22 protein-coding genes are annotated in these 24,379 nt (G+C 71.9%); 5 read left to right on the top strand and 17 right to left on the bottom strand.

All coding sequences use genetic code 11. The features are described 5' to 3' along the window. Positions 1-113: 113 nt before the first annotated feature. From ACFYZZ_RS03405 to ACFYZZ_RS03370, 8 genes are all read right to left on the bottom strand, one after another. Positions 114-2,039, bottom strand: a complete 1,926-nt coding sequence (locus ACFYZZ_RS03405; protein ID WP_389170963.1) for an SWIM zinc finger family protein — start codon at positions 2,037-2,039, stop codon at positions 114-116. Beyond that, entirely contained in the window at positions 2,036-4,882 is a 2,847-nt protein-coding gene (locus ACFYZZ_RS03400; protein ID WP_389170960.1) for a DEAD/DEAH box helicase, read from the bottom strand. The genes ACFYZZ_RS03405 and ACFYZZ_RS03400 overlap by 4 nt, the downstream gene beginning before the upstream one ends. A 96-nt stretch (positions 4,883-4,978) precedes the next feature. Continuing rightward, entirely contained in the window at positions 4,979-5,560 is a 582-nt protein-coding gene (locus ACFYZZ_RS03395; RefSeq protein WP_386576251.1) for a sugar kinase, read from the bottom strand. Beyond that, positions 5,557-6,702 (bottom strand): ROK family glucokinase, encoded by a 1,146-nt coding sequence (locus ACFYZZ_RS03390; protein ID WP_389170956.1) that lies wholly within the window; start codon positions 6,700-6,702, stop codon positions 5,557-5,559. Before ACFYZZ_RS03390 ends, ACFYZZ_RS03395 begins: the two co-directional genes overlap by 4 nt. A gap of 141 nt (positions 6,703-6,843) precedes the next feature. Then, on the bottom strand, positions 6,844-7,614 hold the full coding sequence (locus tag ACFYZZ_RS03385) for an ATP-binding cassette domain-containing protein (RefSeq protein WP_389170953.1): 771 nt from the start codon (positions 7,612-7,614) through the stop codon (positions 6,844-6,846). Beyond that, a complete protein-coding gene (locus tag ACFYZZ_RS03380) occupies positions 7,611-8,651 on the bottom strand; it encodes an ABC transporter permease (protein ID WP_389170950.1) in 1,041 nt (346 codons plus the stop codon). The genes ACFYZZ_RS03385 and ACFYZZ_RS03380 overlap by 4 nt, the downstream gene beginning before the upstream one ends. Beyond that, positions 8,648-9,652 carry a sugar ABC transporter substrate-binding protein gene (locus ACFYZZ_RS03375; RefSeq protein WP_389170947.1) on the bottom strand — a complete coding sequence of 335 codons (1,005 nt, stop codon included), beginning with the start codon at positions 9,650-9,652 and terminating at the stop codon, positions 8,648-8,650. The genes ACFYZZ_RS03380 and ACFYZZ_RS03375 overlap by 4 nt, the downstream gene beginning before the upstream one ends. Before the next feature lie 164 nt (positions 9,653-9,816). Next, positions 9,817-10,554, bottom strand: a complete 738-nt coding sequence (locus ACFYZZ_RS03370; RefSeq protein ID WP_389171989.1) for a GntR family transcriptional regulator — start codon at positions 10,552-10,554, stop codon at positions 9,817-9,819. Between the two features lie 138 nt (positions 10,555-10,692). Between ACFYZZ_RS03370 and ACFYZZ_RS03365 the strand changes: the two genes are divergently transcribed. After that, positions 10,693-11,715, top strand: a complete 1,023-nt coding sequence (locus tag ACFYZZ_RS03365; RefSeq protein ID WP_389170944.1) for a Gfo/Idh/MocA family oxidoreductase — start codon at positions 10,693-10,695, stop codon at positions 11,713-11,715. Positions 11,716-11,726: 11 nt separating this feature from the next. On the opposite strand, the gene ACFYZZ_RS03360 is transcribed toward ACFYZZ_RS03365, so the two are convergent. The 3 genes from ACFYZZ_RS03360 to ACFYZZ_RS03350 all read right to left on the bottom strand — a co-directional run bounded on the left by ACFYZZ_RS03360 (position 11,727) and on the right by ACFYZZ_RS03350 (position 15,001). Beyond that, a complete protein-coding gene (locus tag ACFYZZ_RS03360; protein WP_389170941.1) occupies positions 11,727-12,917 on the bottom strand; it encodes a cytochrome P450 in 1,191 nt (396 codons plus the stop codon). 72 nt (positions 12,918-12,989) lie between these two features. Continuing rightward, entirely contained in the window at positions 12,990-13,667 is a 678-nt protein-coding gene (locus ACFYZZ_RS03355) for a response regulator (RefSeq protein ID WP_389170938.1), read from the bottom strand. A gap of 71 nt (positions 13,668-13,738) precedes the next feature. After that, on the bottom strand, positions 13,739-15,001 hold the full coding sequence (locus ACFYZZ_RS03350; protein ID WP_389170935.1) for a sensor histidine kinase: 1,263 nt from the start codon (positions 14,999-15,001) through the stop codon (positions 13,739-13,741). 179 nt (positions 15,002-15,180) lie between these two features. Between ACFYZZ_RS03350 and ACFYZZ_RS03345 the strand changes: the two genes are divergently transcribed. After that, positions 15,181-15,381, top strand: a complete 201-nt coding sequence (locus ACFYZZ_RS03345) for a hypothetical protein (protein WP_389170932.1) — start codon at positions 15,181-15,183, stop codon at positions 15,379-15,381. A 55-nt stretch (positions 15,382-15,436) separates the two neighbouring features. On the opposite strand, the gene ACFYZZ_RS03340 is transcribed toward ACFYZZ_RS03345, so the two are convergent. The 5 genes from ACFYZZ_RS03340 to allB all read right to left on the bottom strand — a co-directional run bounded on the left by ACFYZZ_RS03340 (position 15,437) and on the right by allB (position 20,364). Then, the gene (locus tag ACFYZZ_RS03340) at positions 15,437-15,829 is read right to left on the bottom strand and encodes a ribonuclease domain-containing protein (protein ID WP_386576261.1); all 393 of its coding nucleotides are present in this window, start codon (positions 15,827-15,829) and stop codon (positions 15,437-15,439) included. 104 nt (positions 15,830-15,933) lie between these two features. After that, positions 15,934-16,566: a dihydrofolate reductase family protein gene (locus ACFYZZ_RS03335; protein WP_389170928.1), complete on the bottom strand. Its 633-nt coding sequence runs from the start codon at positions 16,564-16,566 to the stop codon at positions 15,934-15,936. A 74-nt stretch (positions 16,567-16,640) separates the two neighbouring features. Further along, positions 16,641-17,471: an AIM24 family protein gene (locus ACFYZZ_RS03330; protein WP_389170925.1), complete on the bottom strand. Its 831-nt coding sequence runs from the start codon at positions 17,469-17,471 to the stop codon at positions 16,641-16,643. 371 nt (positions 17,472-17,842) lie between these two features. Further along, complete coding sequence (gene alc, locus ACFYZZ_RS03325) at positions 17,843-18,973, bottom strand: allantoicase (protein WP_389170922.1); 1,131 nt, start codon at positions 18,971-18,973, stop codon at positions 17,843-17,845. 53 nt (positions 18,974-19,026) lie between these two features. Beyond that, positions 19,027-20,364 carry an allantoinase AllB gene (gene allB, locus ACFYZZ_RS03320; RefSeq protein ID WP_389170920.1) on the bottom strand — a complete coding sequence of 446 codons (1,338 nt, stop codon included), beginning with the start codon at positions 20,362-20,364 and terminating at the stop codon, positions 19,027-19,029. A 274-nt stretch (positions 20,365-20,638) separates the two neighbouring features. On the opposite strand from allB, the gene ACFYZZ_RS03315 reads away from it, so the two are divergent. Then, positions 20,639-21,433: an IclR family transcriptional regulator gene (locus tag ACFYZZ_RS03315; protein ID WP_389170917.1), complete on the top strand. Its 795-nt coding sequence runs from the start codon at positions 20,639-20,641 to the stop codon at positions 21,431-21,433. A 59-nt stretch (positions 21,434-21,492) separates the two neighbouring features. On the opposite strand, the gene ACFYZZ_RS03310 is transcribed toward ACFYZZ_RS03315, so the two are convergent. Beyond that, a complete protein-coding gene (locus tag ACFYZZ_RS03310) occupies positions 21,493-21,825 on the bottom strand; it encodes a DUF5955 family protein (protein ID WP_389170914.1) in 333 nt (110 codons plus the stop codon). 130 nt (positions 21,826-21,955) lie between these two features. Here ACFYZZ_RS03310 and ACFYZZ_RS03305 point away from each other — a divergent pair, with 130 nt between their 5' ends. After that, positions 21,956-22,564 carry an NTP transferase domain-containing protein gene (locus tag ACFYZZ_RS03305; protein ID WP_389170910.1) on the top strand — a complete coding sequence of 203 codons (609 nt, stop codon included), beginning with the start codon at positions 21,956-21,958 and terminating at the stop codon, positions 22,562-22,564. A gap of 184 nt (positions 22,565-22,748) precedes the next feature. After that, complete coding sequence (aceB, locus tag ACFYZZ_RS03300) at positions 22,749-24,374, top strand: malate synthase A (protein ID WP_389170907.1); 1,626 nt, start codon at positions 22,749-22,751, stop codon at positions 24,372-24,374. Positions 24,375-24,379: the final 5 nt, after the last annotated feature.

The following is a 24,379-nucleotide window of genomic DNA, read 5'->3' as shown; positions in this document are numbered from 1 at the left end:
ATCGAGGACACCGCGGTCATGACCGAGCGGGGCGGATCGAGAACGCCACCGTCACGGCCGAGCGGCTGGTCGCCATGACCGGCCCTCGTGTCGCTCCTCGCCCGGTCGTGTGCTCAGAGGTCGTCCGGTGTGCCCAGGCCCGTGAGGGCGCCGACCGGGTCCAGGTCGGGTGTGCCGCGGGGCCACCAGTCGTCCTCACCCGGCTCCGACTCGTAGGCGTACCAGAGGCCGTCGCGGCCCAGGCGGAGCTGGACATGGCCGCGGGGGTGGGTGAGGCGGTTGCGCCAGGGGCGGAACGCAGGGAGGTCGGCGGCGAGCAGCAGCGGGCGGGCCCGGTCGAAGCGGCCGGCCGGCGGATCCCACGGCTCCTCCAGGACGGCCAGGCCCTCCGGCCCGCCCTGCCGCCAGGCGGCGACCGCGCGGGCCAGGTCGGCCGTGGTGCGGTCGGTGGCCGCGGCGAGCGTGGCGTACAGGGTGCGGGTGGTGGCGGTCAGGCCGGAACCGGGGCGGGCGGCGGCCAGGCGTACGGCGTCCTGCCACAGGGTCAGTTCGCCGACCGGGTCATGCCCGGTGGCGAGCAGCGCGTGCGCACGGGCGGCGGCATCGGTCGCCAGCTGGTCCAACGCGAACGGGTCGGGTCCGCCGGGCGCCGCCGGGTAGACCGGGGGCTGCTCGGGGTGCGGCGGCACGGGCAACGGCATGGGCAGCGGCGGGAGTTGACGCGGAGCGAGGGCCTCGGCCGCACGCACACCGGGCAGGGACCTCGGTGATCCCTCCTGGGCGGCGCGGGCCGCGCGGGCGGCGCTGCGGCGGGACAGCGCGTCGAGGAGGCCCTTCTCACCCCGGCCGCGCAGCAGGAGCAGCACGAAGGGGTCGGCGTCGAGCAGGCGTGCCGTCTGGTAGCAGAGGGCGGCCGCGTGCTTGCAGGGGTGGCCGGAGTCGGGGCAGCTGCACTGCGGGGCGAGGTCGCGGGGGCCGGGCAGCAGGGGCGCACCGCAGTCGGCGAGGGACTGGGGCAACTCCTTGTCCAGCAGCGCCGCGATGTGCCCGGGCCGGTCGGCGGCCGCGTCCAGGAACCGCTCCCAGTCCGCGTCCTCCAACGTGCGCAGCCGCACCTGCACCCGGTAGGGGCGCGGACGGCTCCCGCGCACGTACGCCAGCACCAGGCCCGGCGTCACGGTGATTGCGTCCACATGGCCCTGGTCCGCGTAACCCCGGCCGCGGCCCAGCCGCTTGACGTCCAGCGCACCCTGCTCGAGCGCGTCGACCCAGGCGTTCCCCCACCAGGTCTCGGCGAACGCGGAGTCCGCCGAGGAGCCCTCCCGGGGCGGGAACGGGGGGAACGTACGGCGGAGTTCGGTGTCGCGGTGGGGGGTGGCCATGGTGGCGGGGATCTGCGGGGGTGCCGGGGCCGGGGGGCGGAGTTCGGTGCGGTCGGCTTCGCGGGCGGTGGTGTCCGTCGCGGTGTAGTCGTCCGTCGCCTCGGCCGTGTCCGCCGGGTCGGCTGTGTCGGCCGGGTCAGCAACGGACGGCATACGGAAGGCGTTCGCCAGGAACTGGCGCATGTCGTGGGCGGCTTGGACGCGGGCGGTGGTCCGGGATTCGGCGCCGGTGCGTGCGGACGCTGGTGGGGAGCCGACGGGCCGCGCAGACGTACGCCTCCCCCGCCGGGACCCTGCCGCCTCCGCCTCGGCACGCAACGCCTCCCGACGCGCGGCCCGGAGAGCTTCCCTGGCCGCCGAGCCACCAGCAGCCCCACCTGTGGCCCTGGTCTCGTCCGTGTCGCCGGGCCCGGCTGAGTCGCCCCGCTCGGCCGTCGCCGCATCCGCATCCCGCCGGGCGGGCACAGCCGACCGGAGGGCGGCTCGCGCGGCGTCCGCCGGCCTCGGTCGCACAGTGGCGGCCCGCTCGGTCGGGTGCTCCGGCCGCTTCGCCTCCGCAGCCTCCTCGGCTTTCTCCCGCTCGGCCTCCGCCCGCTCCCGTGCCGCCCGCAGGGCCCGGCGGGCCGCGTCACCGGGGCGCTGTTCCCCGGTCGTCATGAGGACCTCCGCAGGGAGACCAGGTCGGACAGCTCGCGGTCCGTGAGTTCGGTCAGGGCCGACTCACCAGAGCCGAGGATCGCGTCGGCCAGGGCGCGCTTGGACTCCAGCATCTCGGCGATGCGGTCCTCGACCGTGCCCTCCGTGACCAGGCGGTGGACCTGGACGGGCTGGGTCTGGCCGATGCGGTAGGCGCGGTCGGTTGCCTGTTCCTCGACGGCCGGGTTCCACCAGCGGTCGAAGTGGACGACGTGGCCGGCGCGGGTGAGGTTCAGGCCCGTGCCGGCGGCCTTGAGGGAGAGGACGAGGACGGGGGTCTCGCCGCCCTGGAAACGGTCGACCATGCGCTCACGCTCGGGCACCGGGGTACCTCCGTGCAGGAGGTCCACGGGGACCGCGCGGGCGGACAGGTGGGCGGTGATGAGGCGGGCCATGCCGACGTACTGCGTGAAGACCAGTACGGAGCCGTCCTCGGCGAGCACGGTGTCCAACAGCTCGTCCAGGAGGGCGAGTTTGCCGGAGCGGGCCGGCAGGCCGGCGGGGTGCGCGTCTTCTTTCAGGTACAGGGCCGGGTGGTCGCAGATCTGCTTCAGGGCGCCGAGCAGCTTCAGGACCAGGCCCCGGCGGGCGATTCCCTGCGAGGTCTCGATGGCCAGCATCGACTCGCGCACCACTGCCTCGTACAGCGAGGCCTGTTCCCGGGTGAGCGGTACCGGGTGGTCCGTCTCGGTCTTGGGCGGCAGCTCGGGGACGATGCCGGGGTCCGACTTCTTGCGGCGCAGGAGGAAGGGACGCACCAGGCGGGCCAGGCGGTCCACCGCCTGCTGGTCCTCGCCGTTCTCCACCGCGCGCGCGTGCCGGGCACGGAAGGACTTGAGGGGGCCGAGGAGGCGGGGGGTCGTCCAGTCGAGCAGGGCCCACAGTTCGGAGAGGTTGTTCTCCACGGGGGTGCCGGTGAGGGCCACGCGGGCGGGGGCCGGGATGGTGCGCAGCGCCTTGGCGGTCGCGGAGTACGGGTTCTTCACGTGCTGGGCCTCGTCGGCGACGACCATGCCCCAGGGCTGCCCGGCGAGTTGGGCCGCCGTGGAGCGCATCGTGCCGTAGGTGGTGAGGACGAAGCCGCCGTCGAGGCCCTCCAGGGTGCGGTCCGGGCCGTGGAAGCGGCGGACGGGGACGCCGGGCGCGAACCGGGTGATCTCCCGCTGCCAGTTGCCCAGCAGGGACGCGGGACAGATCACGAGGGTCGGCTCGGTGCGGGCCCGCTTCAGGTGCAGGGCGATGAGCGTGATGGTCTTGCCGAGGCCCATGTCGTCGGCGAGGCAGCCGCCGAGCCCGAGGGAGGTCATGAGGTCGAGCCAGGCCAGGCCGCGGAGCTGGTAGTCGCGGAGGGTGGCGGCGAGCCCGGCGGGCGGCTTTGCCGGTCCGAGGCCTGCGGTGAGGCGGTCGCGCAGGGTGGCCAGTGCGCCGACGGGGACGGCCTCGACGGTCTCGCCGTCGACGTCGGCGGTGCCGGTGAGCGCGACGGACAGCGCGTCCACCGGGTCGAGCAGGCCCAGTTCGCGTCTGCGGGCCTTGCGGACCAGGGCCGGGTCGACCAGCACCCAGCGGTCCCGGAGCCGTACGACCGGCCGGTGGGCCTCGGCGAGCGCGTCCATCTCGGCCTCGCTGAGCGGATCCCCGCCGAGCGCCAGCTGCCAGCGGAACTGGAGCAGGTCCGCGCTCTCGAAGAACCCGGTGCCGTCGGTCGCCGAGCCGGGCGCGGGCCGGACCACGGCGGCGGCGGTGAGGTCGCGGGCGAGGTCCCGGGGCCAGTGCACGGCGACCCCGGCGGCGGCGAGCCGGGCGGCCGCCACGCCCAGCAGCTCGCCCAGCTCCTCCTCGGACAGCGCGAGGACGTCGGGGGTCTCCTGCTCGGCGAGCCGGTCCAGGGGCGGCCACACGCGGGCCGCGCGGCGCACGGCGAGGGCGGCGTCCACGCGCGCGCGTGGCCCGAAGGCCGCGTCCGCCTCCCCCGCCCACAGGGCCGCCGCGTCGGCCATCAGGGTCGGGTCGGCGAGGCTGTGCACCTGGACGATCGCCGCGCCGGCCGCACGGGCGCCCTCGACGGCACCGGCGTCGAAGACGTCGTACGCGGACAGATCCAGGCGCAGCGAGATCCGTACGCCCGCGTCCATGCCGGCGGCGACCTCCGCCGCCCAGTCGTGGGCGGCGGGCAGTGCCTGGGCCTCGCGGGCGGCGAAGGGGCGGCCGGCCGTGTGGGGGGCGGCCGGGGTACGGGGCAGGGTGTCGGCGACCGCGTCCAGGAAGGAGCGGATCAGGGCCTCGGGCTCGGGCAGCCGGAGCGGTCCGGCATCCGGCAGCGGCACGGCGTGGCCCTCCGGGGGCAGGGCCGCGGCCACCGCGCGCAGGTGGGCGATGTCGTCGGGTTCCAGCGGGCCGGCCCGCCAGGCGTCGTGGCCGCTCGGGGTCAGGCCGGGCAGCAGGCGGCCGCGGGCGACCAGCCGCAGCGCGTGCAGGGCGGCGGCTCCCCAGCAGGCCGTGGCCGGGTGGGCGGCCGGGTCGCGGCGGGCCCGGACCAGCAGCGGCAGGGCCTCGGCGAGCGGCAGGGTCAGCGCGGGCACCTGCCTGCGGCGCACGCTCGCGCCATGGCGTCGTACGACGGTCAGCTCGTCGGTGTCGCCGTCGGTGGGCAGCGGGCCGCCGTCGGGGTCCCAGAAGGCGACGCGGCCCTCACGCGGGAGGGGCGCGGGCAGGTAGACGGACGCGAGGCGCACCGGAACGAGGTCCCCGGATTCCCGGGAACCTCCCGTGCGCTCGGCCACCGCAGCCGTGCCTGCGCTCATCCGTCCTGCCACCTCCCGTCCGCATGTCGGATCAGACGTCCTCGACTCTACGGGCGGGGTCTGACAATCGGCTCCGGCGGCCGGCCGGGGCCCCTGCTACGGGACCGTGCGGGAGACGACGTACACCATCGGATAGTTCGGGTCGGACATGTTGACGACCACGTCCTGGGTGGGCGCGGGGTTCTTCTGCTTGTGGGTGAGACCCGACCAGGGGCCGGGGCCGGTGAAGTTCCAGCCGGAGACCTTCTGGTCGCGGGAGCCGATGGTGATGTGGTCCTTCTTCAGCTGGTCCCGGCGTACGCCCATGGCTCCCAGGAAGCTGTCCAGGCCGGCGCTGTTGGTGCGGAACTGCACGTACAGGCGGCTGGTCTTCCAGTTGTTGGTCTCGTAGTAGGCGATGTAGTCGGCGGGGTGCGGGACCGCCACCTGGTAGAGGCGGCGCTGCACCTTCGACGGCCAGCCCGGGGTGAGGCCGGTCGCCGAGTACTTCGCCTCCTTGTCCTTGCCGCTGTTGCGGCTCTGGTTGGCGGAGATCACCAGGTAGCCCGCCGGGACGCCGATGAGCAGCCCGATGATCAGCAGGGTCAGCGCCCTGCGCTTGGCCTTGTGCCGCGGGTCCTCGGCGGGCCTGCGCGGTTCGTCCGGGGGCGCGGCCTGATGGGGCAGCGAGGCGATCATGCGGTGTCCCGGTCGCGGCGGGCCTGGGCGTACCGTTCGTAGCGCTCGTACCGCTCCACCCGGCGCCGCTTGGCCCGCCGGAACCGCCGGGCGACCAGCCGGGCCAGGTCGGCGGCGCCGACCATGCCGGCCTCGGGGCCGAGCTGGGCGCGGGTGATGCGGGCCTCGGGGCGGTAGCCGCGGCCGGTGAGGTGGCGCTTGAAGGCGTCCCGGGCCGGGCCGATGAGCAGGTCGTCGGCGGCGCTGACGCCTCCGCCGATCACGAAGCAGGACGGGTCGAGGGCGGCGGCGAGGTTGGCGATGCCGACGCCGAGCCACTGGCCGATGTCCTGGAGCAGCTCGACGCACATGGCGTCGCCTTCGCGGGCCAGCTCGGTGATCATCGGGCCGGTGATGTCGTCGATGTTGCCCTTGACGTGCTCGATGATCCCGTAGGCCACCGGGGAGTCCGCCGCGGCCAGCTCCTTGGCCTCGCGGACGAGCGCGTTGCCGGAGCTGTACTGCTCCCAGCAGCCGCGGTTGCCGCACGGGCAGCGGTGGCCGCCGGGCACGACCTGCATATGGCCGAACTCACCCGCGACGCCGTACTTGCCGCGCTTGACCTGGCCGTCCTCCAGGATGGCGCCGCCGATGCCGGTGCCGAGCGTGATCATGACCAGGTGGTCCTCGCCACGGCCGGCGCCGAAGCGCCACTCCGCCCAGGCGGCGGTGTTGGCGTCATTGTCCACGAGAACCGGGACGGAGAGGCGGCCGGCGAGGCGGTCCCGCAGCGGCTCGTTGCGCCAGGACAGGTGGGGCGCGAACAGGACGCGGTTGCGGTCGGCGTCGACCCAGCCGGCGGCGCCGATGCCGACCGCGTGCACGTCGTGGCGGTCGGACAGGTCCAGGACCAGTTCGACGATGGTGTCCTCGACGACCTTGGGGCTCTTGGACTTGTCCGGGGTCTCCGCGCGGAGTTTCTCCAGGATGTTGCCGTCCGCGTCCACCACGCCCGCCATGACCTTGGTGCCGCCGATGTCGATGCCCACCGTCGGCACACGGGGTGCGGTCAGGTGGGACCTGCGCTCTCGTGTGCCGACGGTACGGAGGACCGGGGCTCGGCGGGAGCCGATGGGGGCGGTGAGGTCGCGGTAGGTGCTCATCGTTGGTCGATTCTGCCGCACGCTCACGCTGAGTGCTGCGCGGGGCAGGGGGAGGGGGTGCGCGATCCTTGCCGGGTGCGGGTCCGTTTTGGTTGCTCGCGCCCCGCGGCGGAGCCGCAAATCGACACAGCCCCGCGCCCCTTAAGTACGCTGCAGTTCGTGGCGTAGAGCGTCCAGGTCGGCTCCACCTGCCATCTGCTGGGTCAGCTCGTCCAGGGTGATCTCGTCCCGTGTGTAGTTGCCCACCATCATGCCGCGCCGCAGCAGTACGAAGCGGTCGCCCACCAGGTACGCGTGATGCGGGTTGTGGGTGATCAAGACAACACCCAGGCCCTCGTCGCGTGCCGCTGCCACATATTTGAGGACCACGCCCGACTGCTTCACGCCCAGTGCCGCCGTCGGTTCGTCGAGGACCAGGACCTTCGCACCGAAATGGACCGCCCTCGCGATGGCGACACACTGGCGCTCGCCGCCCGACAGAGTACCGATGGGCTGGTCGACGTCGCGGAGGTCGATGCCCATGCGGAGGAGTTCGGCTCGGGTCGTCTCGCGCATGAAGTCGATGTCCAGGCGCTTGAAGGGTCCCTTGCCCTTGCGGGGCTCGGAGCCGAGGAAGAAGTTGCGCCACACCGGCATGAGGGGGACGACCGCCAGGTCCTGGTAGACCGTGGCGATGCCGCGGTCGAGGGCCTCGCGCGGGGAGGAGAGGGTCGTCTCCTCGCCCTCGATGCTCAGCGTGCCGCCGTCGTGCCGGTGCAGGCCAGCGATGATCTTGATGAGGGTGGACTTGCCGGCTCCGTTGTCGCCGAGGACGCAGGTGATCTCGCCGGGGTTGACCTCCAGCGAGACGCCTTCGAGGGCACGGACGGTGCCGTAGTGCTTGCTGACGCCGGCCAGCTGGACGAGAGTCACTTGTCGGCCTCCGCGCGCTTGCGGACCCAGGCGTTCAGCAGGGTCGCGAGGAGCAGCATCGCTCCGAGGAAGAACTTGAACCAGTCGGGGTTCCACTCGGCGAAGACGATGCCCTTGCTCGTCATGCCGAAGAGGAGGGCGCCCACGGCGGAGCCGATCGCGCTGCCGTAGCCGCCGGTGATCAGGCAGCCGCCGATGACGGCCGCGATGATGTAGATCAGCTCGTTGCCGACGCCCTCGCCGGACTGGACGGCGTCGAAGGAGAAGAGCAGGTGCTGGCCGGAGATCCAGGCGCCGAACGCGACGCCCATGTAGAGGCCGATCTTGGTCCTGGCGACCGGGACGCCGACCGCGCGGGCCGCGTCCTGGTTGCCGCCGACCGCGAAGATCCAGTTGCCGGCGCGGGTGCGCAGCAGGATCCAGGAGGCGAGGGCGACCAGGCCGAGCCACCACAGGATGGTGACCTTGAAGTCGACGCCGCCGAGGGTGAGGGTCGAGGCGAAGACGGCGCGGGCGCTCGGGAAGCCCTCCATGTCGGCGATGGTCTTGGTGGAGACCGTGTCGTCGATCAGCTTGGTGAAGCCGAGGTTCATGCCGGTCAGCATCAGGAAGGTGCCCAGGGTGACGATGAAGCTGGGCAGCTTGGTGCGGGTGAGCACGAAGCCGTTGAAGGCGCCGGTGGCGAGCGTGACCAGGAGGGAGACGCCTACGCCGACCCAGGTGTTCGCCGTCATCTGATAGCTGAACATCGAGGAGACCAGCGCGGAGGACGTCACCAGGACGCCCGCCGACAGGTCGAACTCGCCGCCGATCATCAGCAGGGCCACGGGTACGGCCATGATGCCGATGGTCGAGGAGGCGTACAGGACCGTGCTGAGGCTGGCGGCGCGCAGGAACCCGTCGGCGGCGAACGCGAAGACGGCGAAGACGGCGAGCGCGCCGACCATCGAGCCCAGTTCGGGGCGGGAGAGCAGCTTTCGCAGCGGCGAGGTCTGCAGAACCCTTTCGTCGGCCGTGCGTTCCAGGGTGGCGGTCATCGGGTGCCCCGCTCGGTGTACTCCGCGAGGGCGGCCGCCTGGTCCTTGGTGATGATCTGCGGGCCGGTGAGGACGGGCTGACCGCCGCCGAGGACGTCGCCGTTGTACTTGTACAGCCACAGCAGGTCGACGGCCTGGTAGCCCTGGAGGTACGGCTGCTGGTCCACGGCGAAGCCGAGGGTGCCGTCCTTCAGTTCGGCGGCGACCTTGGCGTTGAGGTCGAAGGTGTCGACCTCGGCCTTGCTGCCCGCGTCGGCCTTCGCCTTCACGGCGGTGTCGGCGTAGGGGGCACCGAGGGTGACGACGGAGTCGACGGACTTGTCCGCCTGGAGCTTGGCCCCGATCGCGGACTGCACGTCGGGCATGTTGGTGCCGTTGACGTAGAGCTTCTCGACCTTGCCGTGGAAGGTCTTCGCGACGCCGTCGCAGCGCTGCTCGTGACCGACGTTGCCCTGCTCGTGCAGGATGCACAGGGCGTTCTTCCGGCCGCGCTTGTTCAGCTCCTCGCCGACGGCCTGGCCGGCGATGGTCTCGTCCTGGCCGATGTGGGTGAGGGCGCCGAAGGACTTGGACTCCTCGGAGCCGGAGTTCACCGTGATCACCGGGATGCCGGCCTTCTCGGCGCGGGCCACGGCGGCCTTGAGGGCGTCGGGCTTGGCGAGGGTGACGATGATGCCGTCGACCTTCTTGTCGACCGCCGCGTCCAGCAGCTGGGCCTGCTGCTGGGCCTCGTCGTCGTGCGAGTACAGGAAGTTGATGTTGTCCTTGACGGCGGCCTGCTTGGCGCCGCTCTGCACGATGTCCCAGAAGGTGTCGCCGTCCCCCGAGTGGGTGATCATCGCGAAGGTCCAGCGGGGGGTGTTCACCGCCGCCCTGCCCTGGGCGGCGGCGGCCTTGCGGGCGTCCTCGGCCCGCTTGCCGCCGGTGCTGCTGCACCCCGCCAGGGACACGGAGAGTGCCCCTGCCAGCGCTATGCCTACCCAGGTCCGAAACCGTGCCACGAGGCCGTGCCCTTCTTGCCGTGTCCGTACGTACGCAAGGGGCCGGTGATGACCTCAGCGGCCCCAAACACTCCAGTATCGAACACGGGGAACACTGCTGACCCGACCGGGGAGCGCCTGCCCGTCGCATTGTCCGGACATTGCGACGAATGACCGGCGGGCGCTCAGGGCCGTACGAGCAGCTGGAACTCGAAGGAGTAACGGGTGGGGCGGTAGGTGTGGTCGCCGAACTCGACCGCGCGTCCGGTGTCGTCGAAGGTGGTGCGCTGCATGGTGAGCAGCGGGGCGCCCTCCGCCTCGGCGAGCCGCTCGGCCTCGGCGGCCGTGGCGCCGCGGGCGCCGATGGACTGGCGGGCGCTGTGCAGGGTGATCCCGGCTGAGCGCATCAGCCGGTACAGGCCGGTGGCCTCCAGCTGGTCGGTGTCCAGGTCGAGCAGGCCGGGCGGCAGGAAGTTGACCAGATAGGCCATCGGTTCGCCGTGGGCGAGGCGCAGGCGTTCGATGCGGTGGACGTCGCTGCCCTCGGCGACGGCGAGCGCGGCGGCGACCTCGGCGGAGGCGGGGACGACGGTGTTGACCAGGACCTTGGTCGCGGGCCGCTGGCCGGCCGCCTCCAGGTCGTCGTAGAGGCTGCTCAGCTCCAGGGGGCGCTTGACCTGGCTGTGCACGACCTGGGTGCCCACGCCCCGGCGGCGGACCAGCAGTCCCTTGTCGACGAGGGACTGGATGGCCTGGCGGACCGTGGGCCGGGACAGGCCGAGCCGGGCGGCCAGCTCGATCTCGTTGCCCAGGAGGCTGCCGGGCGTGAGGCTGCCGTGCTCGATGGCGGCCTCCAGCTGCTGGGAGAGCTGGAAGTACAACGGCACCGGCGAACTACGGTCCACGCGGAGGTCGAGCGACACGGTCGGGTCCACATCTGGTTTCGGCACGGGCCCGAGCGTAGCCCCGTGCTCGGTTGACGGGAAGTTGTGTAGACAGATTGTCCAGTTGTTCGGACATTCGCATTGACAGCGTACGGGGTCCGCCCTCACTTTGTTTCCATGCGCATCGGGGTCATCGGTACGGGCCGCATCGGCACCATTCATGCGAACACGCTGAGCCGCCACCGTGAGGTCGGATCGCTGATCCTGACGGACGCGGACCCGGCGCGGGCCCAGGTGCTGGCGCAGCGCCTGGGCGAGACGGCGGCGCCGGGGGTGGACGAGATCTTCAAGTGGGGCGTGGACGCGGTGGTGATCACCACGGCCACGGCAGCGCACGCCGACCTGATCGGCCGGGCAGCCCGCTCGGGCCTGCCGGTCTTCTGCGAGAAGCCGATCGCCCTCGACCTGCCGGGCACGCTGGCCGCGCTCGCCGAGGTCGAGACGGCCGGCACGGTGCTGCAGATGGGCTTCCAGCGGCGCTTCGACGCGGGGTACGCGGGCGCCCGGGAGGCGGTGCGCTCGGGACGGCTCGGGCGGCTGCACACCGTACGCGCGATGACCTCCGACCAGTCCCCTCCCCCGCCGGAGTGGTTGCCGCTGTCCGGCGGGCTGTTCCGGGACACGCTGATCCACGACTTCGACGTGCTGCGCTGGGTGACGGGCCGTGAGGTCGTGGATGTCTACGCGACGGGGTCGGACGCCGGCCCCGCGATGTTCCGCGAGGCCGGTGACGTCGACACCGGCGCGGCCCTGCTCACGCTGGACGACGGCACGCTGGCCACGGCGACGGCGACCCGGCTCAACGGCGCCGGCTACGACGTCCGTATGGAACTGGCCGGGGAGCGGGACACGGTCGTGGTGGGCCTGGACGACCGTACGCCGGTCGCGTCCACCGAGCCGACCGGGCCGCCGCCCGCGGACAAGCCGTGGGCCGGCTTCCTGGAGCGGTTCGGGCCCGCGTACGAGGCCGAGCTGTGCGCCTTCGTCGACGTGCTGCACGGTCAGCGGCCCAACCCGTGCGACGGCCGCGAGGCCCTGCAGGCGCTGCGGATCGCCGAGGCCTGCGAGGTGTCCCGGCGGGAGCGCCGCCCGGTGCGGCTGGCGGAGATCCAGGACCGGGCGCAGCCGTCGTACGGCTGAAGCCGCTTCGCTCACCAGCGCACCGGCAGGGTGCGCATCCCTCTCATCAGCAGGCCCGGCAGCCACTCGCCGGGGGAGCCGTCGAGCGCGAGTGCGGGCGCGCGCTCAAGAAGGGTGCCGATGGCGGTGCGGCCCTCCAGGCGGGCCAGGGGCGCGCCCAGGCAGTGGTGGATGCCGTGGCCGAAGGCGAGGTGGCCGCGGGTGTCGCGGCGGATGTCGAAGCGGTGCGGGTCGCTGTAGCGGTCGCCGTCGCGCTGGGCGGCGGTGAGGCCGACGATCACGTGCTCGCCCTGCTCGATCACCGTGCCGGCGATCTCCAGGCGCTCGGCGGCGTACCGGAACGTGGCGCTCTGTACCGGGCCCTCGTAGCGCAGCATCTCCTCGACGGCGCCGTCCAGGAGGCTCATGTCGGCGCGCAGGGCGGCGAGTTGGTCGGGGTGGGTGAGCAGGGCGAGGACGCCGTTGCCGATGAGGTTGACGGTGGTCTCGTGGCCGGCGATGAGCAGCAGGAAGGCCATGCCGCGCAGTTCCCCCGGGGAGAGCCGGTCGCCGTCCTCGGCGGTGGTGCGGATCAGGTCGCTGAGCAGGTCGTCGGTCGGCCCGGCGGACCGCTTGTCCTCGATCAGCTCGGTGAGGTACTCGCCGAGGCGGACGGTCGCCTCCTCCTCCGTGTCCCCGTTGGTCGGCGCGACCACCTCGGTGGACATCTTTCGGAACTCCGCGCGGTCCATGTCCGGGACGCCGAGGAGTTCGCAGATGACGGTGATGGGCAGCGGGAAGGCGAGCGCGTCGATGAGGTCGGCGTGGCCGCGCGGCATCATCTCGTCCAGCAGGTCGTCGGTGATCTGCTGGATCCGCGGGCGCAGCCGCTCCACCCGGCGCATCGTGAACGCGCGGGTGACCAGGGCGCGCAGGCGGGTGTGCTGAGGCGGGTCGGTGGCCAGCAGGTGCTTGCCGATCAAGTCCTCGTCGAGGAAGGTCGTGCCGATCTTGGAACCGTCCTTGGCCAGCCGGGAGTCGGTGAGGGCCGCCCGCGCCTCTTCGTACCCCACCACCAGCCAGGCCTCGTACCCTTCGTCCGCGCCCGGCAGCCGGACGCGGTGCACGGGGCCCTGCTCGCGCAGGCGTTCGTACACCGGGTGCGGATCCCGGCGGAAGGCGTCCCCGAACTCCCCCAGATCAACCACGTGTTGCCTGTCCATCGCTCCTCTTCCGGACTCCCCCGAGGCCGCCCGGGCACCTCCCGGTGCAGGGACAACGCGCGGGGTGCCCGCTTAGTGCCCGTCCTCGTCGAGAAGTCCCGCGTCGTAGGCCAGCAGGGCGATCTGGACCCGGTTGTTGAGGCCGAGCTTGGCCAGGATGCGCGAGACGTGGGTCTTGACGGTGGCCACGCTCATGAAGAGTTCGGCGGCGATCTGGGCGTTGGCCAGGCCCCGGCCGACGGCGACGGCGACCTCCCGCTCGCGGTCGCCCAGCGCGGTGAGCCGCTCCCGCGCGCGTTCCTGCCGGGAGTCGGCGGCGGTGCCGGCCGCGTGCCGCATCAACTGGCGGGTGACGGCGGGCGACAGCACCGGCTCCCCGGCCGCGACCCGGCGCACCGCGTCGACGATCGCGGCGGGCGGGGTGTCCTTGAGCACGAACCCGGCGGCGCCCGCGCGCAGGGCGTGCAGCACCTGCTCGTCGGCGTGGAAGGTGGTGAGCACCACGACCTCGGGTGCGTCCGCCCGTTCCCGCAGGCTCCGGGTGGCCGTGAGCCCGTCCACCGACGGCATCCGGATGTCCATGAGCACGACGTCCGGCCGGGTCCGCTGGACCGCGTCCTCGACCTGGTCGCCGTCGGCGGCCTCCCCGACGATCTCGATGTCCCCGGACCCGCCCATCATCAGCGCGAGTCCGGCGCGCACCAGGGGGTCGTCGTCGACGAGGAGAAGCCTGATCGGAGTCGCAGTCATGGGGGTTACGTAATCACGGGGACGCGGGGCGGTGGGCATGTCCCGGCCAACGGCGGCCGCCCCGCCGCGGCTCAGTCCCCGCCCCACGGCAGCCACCCCCGCACCTCGAACCCCCCGTCCGCCGTCGCCCCGTGCTCCAGGCTGCCGCCGGCCAGCGTGGCGCGTTCGGTCAGGCCGATCAGGCCCTGTCCGGAGCCGGGGACCGGCGGGACGTCGGATTCGGGGGCGGGGTTGCGCACCGTGATCGTCAGGCCGGCCCCGGGTGCGCCGGTGACCTGGACGGTGACGTCGGTGCCGGGGGCGTGCTTGCGGGCGTTGGTCAGGGCCTCCTGGGCGATGCGGTAGGCGGTGCGGCCGACCGAGGCGGGGACGGCGGCCGGGTCGGTGACGCGCTGGTCGAGGGTGACCTTCATGCCCGCCTCGCGGCACTCGGCGACCAGGGCGTCCAGCGCGGCCAGCGTGGGCTGCGGGCGGCTCCCGGCCGCGTCGTCGGACTCCCCCGCCCGCAGCACGCCGATGATCTCCCTGAGGTCCTGCAACGCCTCGTGGGCGCTCTCCCGGATGACCCCGGCCGCGCGCGCTATCTCGTCCCGGGGCGCGTCCGGACGGAACTCCAGGGCGCCGGCGTGCACGCTGAGCAGGGTGAGCCGGTGCGCCAGCACGTCGTGCATCTCGCGGGCGATGGCCTCGCGGGCGAGCCGCTGCGCCTGCTCGGCGCGCAGCCGCGCCTCGGTCTCCGCGCGCCGGGCCCGGTCGCGCAGGCTCAGCATGAGCTGCCGCTTGGAGCGGACGAACTTGCCCCAGCCGATGAGGGAGAGGGTGAGCAGCAAGGTGAACGCGACGACGGCGATGTAGGGCAGTTCGGGGTCGGGGCGCAGCCAGTAGAAGAGCGGGAGCAGGGCGAGTTCGATGCCGCCGATCCAGGCGATGTGGCGGAAGGGCCGATGCACCGCGAGGGTGAAGATGACGACCATCCCGGCGCCGCCCGCGGTGTTGGACAGGAACCCGACCGGGATCATCGCGATCGCGAGCCCGACCGGCCACCGGCGGCGCAGCCAGAGCGCCCCGCAGGCGAGGGCGCCCAGCACCTGGTCGAGCACGGCGAGGGAGTGCGGCAGTCCGGATTCCTGAGGCAGGGCCTCGGCGGCCGCCAGGCCGAGGACGACGGCCAGCAGGAAGCACGAGAAGTCGACGACCCAGTCGCGCGCGGTGCGCCGCGGCCGTCGGCCCGCGGCCCCGGCGTCCGGGTCCAGCTCGTGCATCAGGGCGGACGGGAACAGCCACCGGCGGCCCGCGAACTCCTGCGGCGCCCGCGCCGGTTCGTCTTTACTCACGGTCGGCAAATCTACGCAGGATCGGCTGGAGCAACTGCCCCCGTGCCGCGATCGCCGACCAAAGTCGCATCGCCGTGAACTTTAGGTGGTCCCGCCCGGGCGGGACGTCGTTCCTCCGCCAGACGTGCCTCGCCCCGCGGCCGATGCATGGGGGGAAGCCGCGGGGCGAGAGTCGTGCCATGAAACAGGTGCTGGAATTTCTCGGATTCATCGCCCTGATGCAGGGCGTCATGGGCCTGGTGCACGAGTTCACCCACTGGCACGTGGGTCTCGTGCAGAAGATCGGCTTCCTCGACGGCTACGAGGTCTACGCGAGCGTGGCGCTCCTGCTGCTCGCGTTCGCGCTGTTCGCCGTCGCGGACAGCCAGAAGTCCGGCTGAGCGCGGACCGGACCCCCGGCCGGGCGCACCGTTCCCCAGGACCGGACCGTCCGGCTCAGCAGCCGAAGTCGATCAGGTCGAACGTGGCGTAGTGGTCCGAGGTGTAGTAGTCCTCCTGGTACTCCTCACCGGTGACGATGCGCCGGGCACCGCGGGTGGAGGAGCCGGGGGTCTTCACCGTGTACTCGTGGTAGTAGCCGGACGACTGCTTGGGCAGGACGCCTTCACGGTTCGAGAAGACGGTGCCGTCCTGCGAGTACGGGAAGGGACCGCCCTGGTCGATGAGGTCCAGGGTGTCGTACGCCTGCGACGGCAGGTCGCTGTAGCAGATGCTGCCGACGGAGGCAGCGGCGTCCGCCGTGGTGGCGGAGACGGTACCGCCCACGAGGAGGGCGGACAGGAGGGCGGCTGCAGCGCCGATGCGAGTTGCGCGTGGGGGGAATCTCATGGCTCCATGATGACGCGCGTAGACGTTGGCATGTCAACGACAAGGTTGAAGATTTTCCCGTCAAGTCCGATGAGTTTTCGGGAAGTTAACCTCCGGGCTCGGCCTCAGGCCTGGGCGTCCTCGGGGAGGGCGTAGGAGCCGTACTCCGGGGCACCCAGCAGGTCGTACGACTGCATGGAGACGCCCGCGCCGGTGACGCGGCCCCCGGTGTGCCGGAAGCGGGTGGGGACCGCGCCCTCCGTGAACAGCCGGCGGCCGGCGCCGAGGACGACCGGGAAGGTCAGCACGTGCAGGGTGTCGATGAGCCGCAGGTCCAGCAGGGAGCGGACCAGGGCGCCGCTGCCATGGATCTGCAGCTCGCCGTCCGTGCGCTCCTTCAGGGCCGCGACCTCCTTGGCGAGGTCGCCGCCGATCACGGTGGTGCCGGACCACTGCGGTGCCGTCAGCGTGGACGAGACGACGTACTTCGGGAGGGCGTTCAGCTTCGTGGCGATCGGGTCGGCCGGGTCGGTCATCTTCGGCCAGTAGGAGGCGAAGATGTCGTACGTACGGCGGCCGAGCAGAAAGGCGCCCACGCGGTCGAAGACCTCGGTGACGAACCGGCCGAAGTCGTCGTCGCCGTACGGAAAGCTCCAGCCGCCCTGGTCGAAGCCGCCGCTGGTGTCCTCCTGGGGGCCGCCCGGCGCCTGGTAGACGCCGTCGAGGGTGACGAAGATGGTGGAGACGAGCTTGCCCATGGCGGGTGCCTTCTTCCTGGTGCGGGATCTGCTGTCATCACCTCAGACCCCGCACACACCCGCAACTCATCGGTTCAGCCCGTGTGCGTCGAGAACAGTCCGCCGGTCGGGCCCTGCTTGTCGCCGCCCTGGGCCTTCTTCAGGGCGCCCGCAAGGCTCTCGATGGTGAGGGACTGCAGGATCACCCTTCCGTTGCCCTCCAGGGTGGCCAGGGACAGGCCCTCGCCGCCGAAGACGGCGTTCATGATGCCCTGGCGGTTGAGGCCGCCGACGCGCTGGACGCCGTACTGGATGCCCTCCTCGAAGGCGACGACACAGCCGGTGTCCACCTCGATCCGGCCGCCGAAGTCCGCCGGGTTCAGGTCGATGAAGTTGCCCGCGCCCGCGATGATCACCGTGCCGTGCCCGGTGAACTTCTCCAGGATGAAGCCCTCGCCGCCGCTCATGCCCGTACGGCCGCCCTGGAAGGCTATGCCGAACTGGACGCTGGACTCGGCGGCCACGAAGGCGTCCTTCTCGGCGAACCACGCGCGCGTGCCGTCCAGCTCCAGGGCGCGCATCTCACCGGGCAGCACGCCCGCGAAGCCGACCGTGCCCTCGCCGCCCTGGGCGGTGAAGTACTGGAACGCCAGCGACTCGCCGGCCAGCATGCGCTGGCCGACCTGCATGGCGGTGCCCATGGCCTGGCGCAGCATGCCGCCCATGCCGCCGCCCGAGCCGCTCTGCTGACCACCGTTGCCGTTGCCGTTGCCGCCTGCCGACGGGCCGGACAGGCGGGTCTCCATGGTCACGTTCGTCGTCTTGAACAGGAACTTCCCCGCCTCGCAGTACACGGTCTGGCCGGGGTGCAGGTTGACGACCGCCATCTGCATGGCGTTGCCGACGATCTCTTGCTGAAGGGTCACGCGGGGACAACGCGGGACATGGAGCGAAGAGTTCCGGCGGTGGCCGGATTCGGTGTCCGTTCGCCGCCGGCGGACGGACCTCATGGCCGCTGGGATGGAGGCATGACAGCTCACGGAACTCTGAACGGCAAGGCGGCGCTGGTGGGCCAGACGAAGGCGCACGCGGGAGCGGGACGCCTCCGGCGGTTCGGTCATCCGGAGATACAGGTGCGTGTTGGCTCGCCCCTGGGGGCTCCGCCCCCGGACCCCCGTTTACCACCCGCCCACCCGACTCGGTCGGCCAAGTGGCGAAGCCACGACTCAGCCTGAGGACACGTGGAGCGCACCGGTGCTGTCCCGGCCGGTGCGCTCCACGCGCGCGTGAAGGCGGATCAGCCGCCCAGCTCCTGGTGGCGCGTCGACAGGGCCGTCGCGCCCGCCTCCGTCAGGGTGCCGTACAGCCGCAGGCGGGAGATGCCGCCGTCGGGGAAGATGTCCACGCGCGCGTGCGTGCCGACGGCCGGCTGCGGGAGTACGAAGCGGTGGTTGGTGTCGGGCTGGAGGCGGGTGCGCGGGAGGATCTCGGTCCAGTCGCCGTTCTCGCCGTCCTTGACGGAGACCGACGCCCAGCCGGCGCTGTTGCCCTTCAGGTAGGCGGTGTCGATCTCGATCGCGCGGATCTGGGACTGGGCGGCCAGCCGGTAGCGGATCCAGTCGTTGCCCTGGTCCCGGCGGCGCCGCGTCTCCCAGCCGTCGTCCATCTTGCGGGACCGGCCCGGCTGGATGGTGTTGGTGGCCGGCGAGTAGAAGAGGTTGGAGGCGTCCTCGACCTGACCGCCGTTCTCCAGCGCGACCACGTCGAAGGTGCCCAGGACCGCCAGCCACTCGGGGTCGGGTACGACCTCGCCGTACACGCGCAGGCGCGCGATGCCGCCGTCGGGGTGCTGGTTGACGCGCAGGTGGGTGAAGCGCTCTTCGACGGACACGGCGAAGCCGTTCGCGGCGTGGCCGCCCACCGCCGTGCGCGGGACCAGCGTCGTCCACTTCACGTCGTCGGACAGCAGCTCCTCGGGTGACGGGGAGCCGGGCACCGAGGCGCCCTCGACCGACACCGCCTGCGGGTAGTTGCCGCGGAAGTGGGCCGTGTCGACGACTATGCCGCGCACGACACCCGGCGCGCCGAGGCGGACCAGCGCCCAGTCGTGGTCCTCGGCCGTGGGCCAGGGGTACTCGGCGGAGGCGCCGCGCCGGCGGCGGGTCTCCCAGCCGTCCATGATCTTGCCCTTGTGGCCGAAGTGCTCGGGGTCGAACTCGGCCGCCTCGGGCAGCAGCAGGTTCTCCCGCTGGGCGAAGAACTCGTCGTTGGCGGCGATGACTGCGGCACCGAGCTGCCGGTCGGCGAGGTTGGCGTACTGGGTGAAGGGGAAGTCGGCGGTCCGGTAGTCCGCGTACGGGTCGCCTCCTCCGTAGGGGTTCGCGTCGCCGGTGAAGCTGGCCCAACTCGAATGTTGCTGCGCCGTCACGGTGATCAGGGGTTCCTTTCGGGAGTCGGCGGGATGCGGGTGCGGAGGGTGGCTCACTGGGGGCGGGACAGCAGTCGGCCCTTCGGCTCGGTGAACTCGCCGTCCGCGACGATGCGCTCGCCGCGCAGCCAGGTGGACTTCACGACGCCGTACAGGGTCTTGCCGGCGTACGCGGTGACCCGGTTGCGGTGCTGGAGGCCGGCCGGGTCGACGGTGAAGGTCTCGTCGGGGGCGAGGACGGCGAAGTCGGCGTCGCGGCCGGCCTCGATGGCGCCCTTGTCGCGCAGGCCGACCAGGGCGGCCGTTCGCGTGGACATCCAGCGAACCACGTCCTCCAGGCCGTGGCCGCGCCGTCGGGCCTCGGTCCACACGGCCGACAGGCTCAGCTGGAGGCCGGAGATGCCGCCCCAGGCGGTGGCGAAGTCGTCGGTCTTCAGGTCGGCCGTCGAGGGAGAGTGGTCGGTGACGACGCAGTCGATGGTGCCGTCGGCCAGCGCCTGCCAGAGCAGGTCCTGGTTGGCGGACTCGCGGATGGGCGGGCAGCACTTGAACTCGCTGGCGCCGTCGGGGACTTCCTCGGCCGTGAGCGTCAGGTAGTGCGGGCAGGTCTCGACCGTGACCCGCACGCCCTCCGCCCGGGCGGCGGCGATCAGCGGCAGCGCGTCGCTGGAGGACAGGTGCAGGATGTGGACGCGCGCGCCCAGCCGCCTGGCCTGCGCGACGAGGTTCGCGATGGCCGTGTCCTCGGCGTCACGCGGCCGGGAGGCGAGGAAGTCGGCGTACTTGGGGCCGCCCTGCTGCGGGGCGGCGGCGAGGTGGTGCGGGTCCTCCGCGTGCACGATCAGCAGGCCGTCGAAACCGGCGATCTCCGCCAGGGACTGGGCCAACTGCTCCTGGTCGAGGTGCGGGAACTCGTCCACGCCCGATGGCGACAGGAACGCCTTGAAGCCGAAGACCCCGGCGTCGTGCAGCGGGCGCAGGTCCTTGACGTTGTCGGGCAGGGCGCCACCCCAGAAGCCGACGTCGATGTGCGCCTTGTCGACGGCGACCTTCTGCTTCACCCGCAGGTTCTCGACCGTGGTGGTCGGCGGGAGGGAGTTGAGGGGCATGTCGACGAGCGTGGTGATGCCACCGGCCGCCGCCGCGCGCGTGGCGGTCCAGAAGCCCTCCCACTCGGTGCGGCCCGGGTCGTTGACGTGCACGTGGGTGTCGACCAGGCCGGGCAGCAGGACGTGGTCGCCGAAGTCCTCCAGGCGTGCCGTGGCCGGGACCTCGGCGTCGTACGGCAGTACGGCCGTGATCCTGCCTGCGGACACGGTGACCGTGGCGGCCCGCGTCCCTTCCGGAGTGATGACGCGCGTCGAGCGCAGCACCAGTTCAGCGTCGGACACCCGAACCCCTCTCTCTGCCGCCGTTTTACTTCCGAGAAACGGGATTTACACCCACGTAACGGAATTCAACGTTCTGTTGAAGGAGTCTTCACTCCCGCCACCCCGCCGTCAAGAGGCACGCTTCTGGACAGCACCCCACGAGTGCCCACTCTGGACGTTTCCACAAAGCGGAATTAGAATTCCAGCAAGCAGAACGTAGCTACGTACGAGCAGGGCGTCAACCGACTGCCGGGTAGGCTTCTGCCCTTCCTGCCAGTCCCGAAAGGAACGTGCCGTGCCGACGTCCAGCGCCAGCACCAACGACGCCGCCAAGTCCTCCGCCAGCGGCGGGGTCCAGTCACTGGAGCGTGCCTTCGATCTGCTCGAGCGGATGGCGGACGCGGGCGGCGAGGTCGGCCTCAGCGAGCTGTCCGCCACCAGCGGGCTGCCGCTGCCCACCATCCACCGCCTCATGCGCACGCTGGTGGCCTGTGGCTACGTACGCCAGCAGCCGAACCGGCGGTACGCGCTCGGCCCGCGGCTGATCCGGCTCGGCGAGTCCGCGTCCCGGTTGCTCGGCACCTGGGCGCGGCCGTACCTCGCCAGGCTGGTCGAGGAGACCGGTGAGACGGCGAACATGGCGCTGCTGGACGGCGACGAGATCGTGTACGTGGCACAGGTGCCGTCGAAGCACTCGATGCGGATGTTCACCGAGGTGGGGCGGCGGGTCCTGCCGCACTCGACCGGCGTGGGCAAGGCGCTGCTGGCGAACGTGCCGGACGACGAGGTGCGCGCGCTTCTCTCCCGTACGGGCATGCCGGCCGCGACGGAGAAGACCATCACCACGGCGGACGGGTTCCTGGCCGCACTGGAGGACGTGCGGCGGCTCGGGTACGCCGTGGACGACAACGAGCAGGAGATCGGTGTGCGGTGCCTCGCGGTGTCCGTGCCGGACTCCCCCACGGCGGCCGCGATCTCCATCTCCGGGCCTGCGGGGCGGGTCACGGAGGCGGCGACCGAGAACATCGTGCCGGTACTGCAGGGGATCGCCGTGGAGCTTTCTCAGGCGCTGGCGAGTTCGGGCGCCTGAGAGAGGGTGACGCGTCGGCGTCGAGGGAAATTGTCAACGTGGCTTGACGGTGGGCCGGTTCAGCCGCCCTGCCGGTCGCGCGGCCGCGGCGGCTCACCGAACAGGTCCACCGCGTCCCGCACCCCCGTCAGCCCGCGGGCCAGCGCGCTGACCGAGCCGATCGCGCCGGCGATCAGTAACAGGGACCTGCGCAGGCGCGGTATCTCCGGCATGCCGCCGGCGGCCATCGCGGCCAGGGTGGCCAGCTCGTCCTCGGCTATGCCCCGGTCGGGGAACTCGGACGGGAGCGTGGCGAGTTCGCGGCGCAGCCGGGACACCGCGGTCCGCAGTTCCGCCACTCTCGGATCCTCGTCGCTGCCGGTCACTGGCCTCTGCCCCAAGCTCCGCAACACAGCCCTCCCCCCTGGCACGCCGTCATGCGCGGGTCAGTAAACGCCACGCCGTCCCGCGGCGCCACAGCGCGGACCGAAATTCAGCCCAAGGAAACCGCCTGCCGCAGCCCGCGTCAGGTATGCAGGACGCATGACGGACAAGCGGGACCATCGTGAGGAGATCGCCGGGCTGCTGCTCGCGGCCGGGGGCGGCAGACGGCTCGGCGGGCGGCCCAAGGCGCTGCTGGAGCACCGGGGGCGCCCCCTGGTCGAACACGCGGTCGGGGTGCTGCGGGCGGCCGGATGCGACCGGATCCATATCGTCCTCGGCGCACGGGCGGACGACGTCCGGGAGCGGGCCGAGCTGAGCGGCTGCGTGCTGGTCGACAACCCCGACTGGGCCGAGGGCATGGGCTCCTCCCTGCGCGCCGGACTCGCCTCGCTCGCCGGTACGGGCGTGCGCGCGGCCCTGGTGAGCCTGGTCGACCAGCCGGGGATCGGGCCGGACGCGGTGGCCCGGGTACTCGGCGCGTACGAGGGCGACACCTCGCTGGTCTCGGCCGCCTACGACGGCGTACGCGGGCATCCGGTGCTCTTCGGCGCGGCCCACTGGGCGGGCATCGCGGCGACCGCCACCGGCGACCGCGGTGCGCGCGCCTACCTGAAGGAACACGTCTCGGCGGTCCGTCTCGTGGAGTGCGCGGACGTGGCCGAGCCGTACGACATCGACACGGAAGCCGACCTGAGCCACCTTGAGTGAACGGGGTGGCACCGAGCGCCACCTTTCCTCGACTCAGAGAATCTCGACATCAACAAACCATTGAAGTTCCACAATGAGGAAACTACTATCCACTGCTCAGAAGCGTCCGACCGCACAGTGGGCGCTCACTGTCCTATTCGTGCCACTTGGCACCCGGTGCCACCGCTGAAGGAAGTGACAGCTCATGTCCGCACCAGCGCCGTCCCCGCTGGCCATCGTCGACGCCGAGCCCCTGCCCCGGCAGGAGGAGGTCCTCACCGACGCGGCGCTCGCCTTCGTGGCGGAGCTGCACCAGCGGTTCACCCCGCGCCGTGACGAACTCCTCGCCCGCCGTGCGGAGCGCCGCGCCGAGATCGCCCGCACCTCCACGCTCGACTTCCTCCCGGAGACGGCCGCCGTGCGCGCGGACGACTCCTGGCGGGTCGCCCCGGCCCCAGCCGCACTGAACGACCGGCGCGTCGAGATCACCGGCCCCACCGACCGCAAGATGACCATCAACGCGCTCAACTCGGGCGCGCGGATCTGGCTCGCCGACTTTGAGGACGCCTCTGCGCCCACCTGGGAGAACGTGGTCCTCGGCCAGGTCAACCTGAGCGACGCCTACACCCGCACCATCGACTTCACGGACGAGCGCACCGGCAAGTCGTACGCCCTGCGCCCGAACGAGGAGCTGGCGACCGTCGTCATGCGCCCGCGCGGCTGGCACCTGAACGAGCGCCACCTCGTCGACACCGACGGCAAGCCGGTCCCCGGCGCCTTCGTCGACTTCGGCCTGTACTTCTTCCACAACGCCCAGCGTCTGCTGGACCTCGGCAAGGGCCCGTACTTCTACCTGCCCAAGACCGAGTCGCACCTCGAGGCCCGGCTGTGGAACGAGGTGTTCGTCTTCGCGCAGGACTACCTCGGCATCCCGCAGGGCACCATCCGCGCCACCGTCCTGATCGAGACGATCACGGCGGCGTACGAGATGGAGGAGATCCTCTACGAACTGCGCGACCACGCCTCCGGGCTGAACGCCGGCCGCTGGGACTACCTGTTCTCCATCGTGAAGAACTTCCGGGACGGCGGGCCGAAGTTCGTCCTGCCGGACCGCAACGCCGTCACGATGACCGCTCCGTTCATGCGGGCGTACACCGAACTCCTCGTCCGCACCTGCCACAAGCGCGGTGCGCACGCCATCGGCGGCATGGCGGCCTTCATCCCCTCCCGCAAGGACGCCGAGGTCAACAAGGTGGCCTTCGAGAAGGTCCGCGCCGACAAGGACCGTGAGGCGAACGACGGCTTCGACGGCTCCTGGGTCGCCCACCCGGACCTGGTCCCGATCGCCATGGAGTCCTTCGACCGGGTCCTCGGCGACAAGCCGAACCAGAAGGACCGCCTGCGCGAGGACGTCCACGTCGAGGCGGCCGACCTCATCGCGATCGACTCGCTGGCCGCGAAGCCGACCTACAACGGGCTCGTCAACGCCGTCCAGGTCGGCATCCGTTACATCGAGGCCTGGCTGCGCGGCCTCGGCGCGGTCGCCATCTTCAACCTGATGGAGGACGCGGCCACCGCCGAGATCTCCCGCTCCCAGATCTGGCAGTGGATCAACGCGGGCGTCGAGTTCGAGAACGGCGACAGGGCCACCCCGGAGCTGGCCCGCAAGGTCGCCGCCGAGGAACTGGACTCCATCCGCAAGGAGATCGGCGAGGAGGCCTTCGCGGCCGGCCACTGGCAGCAGGCCCACGACCTGCTGCTCCAGGTGTCCCTCGACGACAACTACGCCGACTTCCTCACCCTGCCGGCATACGAGCAGCTGCGCGGCTGACCCCG

The organism is Streptomyces sp. NPDC001816 (genome assembly GCF_042892235.1).
GTDB lineage: Bacteria > Actinomycetota > Actinomycetes > Streptomycetales > Streptomycetaceae > Streptomyces.
Note: the sequence above shows the minus strand (reverse complement) of the source record. Positions and strands in the feature narration are given on the sequence as shown.

Excerpts from the sequence above, each read along its gene's own strand:
- ACFYZZ_RS03345 (WP_389170932.1), top strand. The coding sequence starts at position 15,181 with ATGAAACAGGTGCTGGAATTTCTCGGATTCATCGCCCTGATGCAGGGC.
- ACFYZZ_RS03305 (WP_389170910.1), top strand. The coding sequence starts at position 21,956 with ATGACGGACAAGCGGGACCATCGTGAGGAGATCGCCGGGCTGCTGCTC.
- ACFYZZ_RS03400 (WP_389170960.1), bottom strand. The coding sequence starts at position 4,882 with ATGAGCGCAGGCACGGCTGCGGTGGCCGAGCGCACGGGAGGTTCCCGG.
- ACFYZZ_RS03360 (WP_389170941.1), bottom strand. The coding sequence starts at position 12,917 with ATGGACAGGCAACACGTGGTTGATCTGGGGGAGTTCGGGGACGCCTTC.
- aceB (WP_389170907.1), top strand. The coding sequence starts at position 22,749 with ATGTCCGCACCAGCGCCGTCCCCGCTGGCCATCGTCGACGCCGAGCCC.
- ACFYZZ_RS03340 (WP_386576261.1), bottom strand. The coding sequence starts at position 15,829 with ATGAGATTCCCCCCACGCGCAACTCGCATCGGCGCTGCAGCCGCCCTC.
- ACFYZZ_RS03390 (WP_389170956.1), bottom strand. The coding sequence starts at position 6,702 with ATGAGCACCTACCGCGACCTCACCGCCCCCATCGGCTCCCGCCGAGCC.
- ACFYZZ_RS03355 (WP_389170938.1), bottom strand. The coding sequence starts at position 13,667 with ATGACTGCGACTCCGATCAGGCTTCTCCTCGTCGACGACGACCCCCTG.
- ACFYZZ_RS03335 (WP_389170928.1), bottom strand. The coding sequence starts at position 16,566 with ATGGGCAAGCTCGTCTCCACCATCTTCGTCACCCTCGACGGCGTCTAC.
- ACFYZZ_RS03365 (WP_389170944.1), top strand. The coding sequence starts at position 10,693 with ATGCGCATCGGGGTCATCGGTACGGGCCGCATCGGCACCATTCATGCG.
- ACFYZZ_RS03380 (WP_389170950.1), bottom strand. The coding sequence starts at position 8,651 with ATGACCGCCACCCTGGAACGCACGGCCGACGAAAGGGTTCTGCAGACC.
- ACFYZZ_RS03395 (WP_386576251.1), bottom strand. The coding sequence starts at position 5,560 with ATGATCGCCTCGCTGCCCCATCAGGCCGCGCCCCCGGACGAACCGCGC.
- ACFYZZ_RS03405 (WP_389170963.1), bottom strand. The coding sequence starts at position 2,039 with ATGACGACCGGGGAACAGCGCCCCGGTGACGCGGCCCGCCGGGCCCTG.